The 2,275-nt window shown below is 47.5% G+C and carries 3 protein-coding genes; 2 read left to right on the top strand and 1 reads right to left on the bottom strand.

Going from position 1 to position 2,275, the window contains the following annotated elements:
* Nucleotides 1–575: 575 nt before the first annotated feature.
* Complete coding sequence (locus tag AC0QH1_RS02725) at nt 576–821, bottom strand: hypothetical protein (RefSeq protein WP_324629271.1); 246 nt, start codon at nt 819–821, stop codon at nt 576–578.
* 144 nt (nt 822–965) lie between these two features.
* Here AC0QH1_RS02725 and AC0QH1_RS02720 point away from each other — a divergent pair, with 144 nt between their 5' ends.
* Nucleotides 966–1,631, top strand: a complete 666-nt coding sequence (locus AC0QH1_RS02720; protein ID WP_324629270.1) for a DUF4157 domain-containing protein — start codon at nt 966–968, stop codon at nt 1,629–1,631.
* Nucleotides 1,632–1,766: 135 nt separating this feature from the next.
* Nucleotides 1,767–2,075 carry a hypothetical protein gene (locus AC0QH1_RS02715; RefSeq protein WP_324629267.1) on the top strand — a complete coding sequence of 103 codons (309 nt, stop codon included), beginning with the start codon at nt 1,767–1,769 and terminating at the stop codon, nt 2,073–2,075.
* Nucleotides 2,076–2,275: the final 200 nt, after the last annotated feature.

The following is a 2,275-nucleotide window of genomic DNA, read 5'->3' as shown; positions in this document are numbered from 1 at the left end:
CAACCGAACCCGCTGCACACCCAATTCTCAATATAGTTTTGACGGCGGCTAAAGCCGCACGTTCGTTTTTCCTCCCCTGGCTAAAGCACGGGAGTTTCCAAACGGATCGGAGGCTACTATGACGTCAGCAACGATTTATCAATTGGCTTTGTCCGCCGGGGCGATCGCACCGAATCAACCCGCGTCAATCTATCAATTCGGAACAAGCATATTTCCTCTGAGGTCACAAGACTTCAGCAGGATTTGAAAACTCATAAGAAATCCGATTGCCTCGCTGAGGGAAAGGCGCGATCGACGATGGCGCATTTTGTTTTCGTGCGAGATTGCCCATTGTCAAAAAGCTACAGGCATCTTTCGAAATGCGATCGATGACAGATTTCCCAAAAGTCTTGCTTCCCCATGCCTATCCCAGGGGTAGGGAAACCGTCGAGGCCCAAGACTGACTCGGGTGTGTTGTTGGCGCGCAACTCGTTGGCGATGTTTGTTGGCTGTTTGCGATTTGCGATCGCCTCAAGCGCGATGGATTCTCGACCATAAGTTTTGATTTTTATGTTGAGCCAAACATTAATTTATTATCAAATTAACTCGCGATCGGGTAAAGTTTTGATAAAGAAGACCCGCAAACGTTCAAATGCGCCATAACTGGGGTATTCTAATTTGAGCGATCGAGTAAAGCAACGGTCAACTCTCTGGGCTGTTCGGCACCGCAAGCGAAGCGATCGCGCTTCTAGATTTTGCCCGAGTGCAGCTCGAAACCCTTGCCAATCGCGACTCGTAATTGCAACCAACGCTCCTAACACTTCCAGTCTTTGAAAATGCATCTACGGGGTTGCTTTGGGTTCACGTTATCAGATGGGGGGGAAAGACTGGCTATTCTTTAAGGGTGTTTTAACAATTACAAAAATTCCGGGAGCGTTACCAATAACCCAGAATAGCAAATCGTGAAGGTTTAGTGAATTGAGGTCATGCAAACCTCCCGCAGAGTTAACTTAATTGGTGCATGTTTGGGATTGATGACATTTGGATGGGGATTTTACAATCCCATTCCCGAACGCGCAACTTATTCTTGTCCTGAAACCCAAACCCTTGGCGGACAATTATGCCGAGGACAAATGCCTCACCAAATGTCCGAAGAAGCTTGGGGACAAATGGGAGCAGTTGCCTATAAAGCAGCCGCTCAATTAATGCAGTCCAATAATAGCGTGCCTCAACCCTTAACGGAAAAGCAAAAGAAATATTTGCGCCCGTTTTTTGGCGATTTAGTCGATCGCGTCAAAGTGGTTTACGAAGCTACTTTAATGGAAGACTGGGTGGCGGCGAGTTTTAAAATTAATGTAGGAGAGTCCAACGCCCAGGTTTATGGCGATGTAATTTACGTGAAAAAACCCCATAAAGAAGGGGATTTGGAACAACTAATCCTGCTGGCTCACGAACTGGTTCACTGCCAACAATATGAAGAATTAGGCAGTTTGGGCGCGTTTGGCTATCACTATTTTAAAGAATATAAAAAAGCCGGTGAAAGCTACCGAGATAACAGTTTTGAAGTGGAAGCATTTGGGCGGGAAGAAGCCTTCTCCCAATGGTTGGCAGGAGAAGTCTCTCGAACCACCGGAAAATACCACCGACATTAGGAAACAGTTATCGAACCCGGAAACGTCCCTTGCTTTCCCAAGGCGCAAATTTTCGGGTCAAGTGCTATCCTCATAGGAACACTATTGTAAATTTTCAGTTCATCCCATCTTAATTGACTTGAGTTGAAACTAGCCATGATGACTCCCTTGAAACTGTCTCCCGCCTTAAAATTAGGCTTAACCCTCGCGATGGCCGCTATCCTCGCCGTGGCGCAACCGTTTCTCACGGCAAGTCACGGTACCGTGACATTTGCCCCGGCAACGGTTCGCACTCCCGCGTCAGTCACCAGTCTCTCCCAGGTGCGCGGCACTCTCGCCTCCGCCTGGACCGATCGCGCCAGCGATCGCGTCGCCTTGTTCCCGGCGGCGTCACAAACCCACAATGCCATTCAAGATGCGATCGGATGCACTTGTCCCATTTGCACTGGCATTCAAGAGAAGTAACCGAGAGTCTTTCCTCCCCGTAACTTTAGTTCGGGGAGGAAAGACGAACGACGGTTTTAACCGTCGTGATTTAAACAACACAGAGCTTATTTGACCGACGAATCAGTTTAACTTTCTTAGGATAAAATTGCCCAATTCGTTTCCAATTGTGGTCGTAAACGAAGTATGTTTTTGGTCTTTGTATTAGTAAATCCTCCAAC

The organism is Phormidium sp. CCY1219, assembly GCF_055795085.1.
The sequence above is the reverse complement of the archived record's forward strand: the minus strand, read 5'-3'. Positions and strand labels throughout refer to the sequence as shown.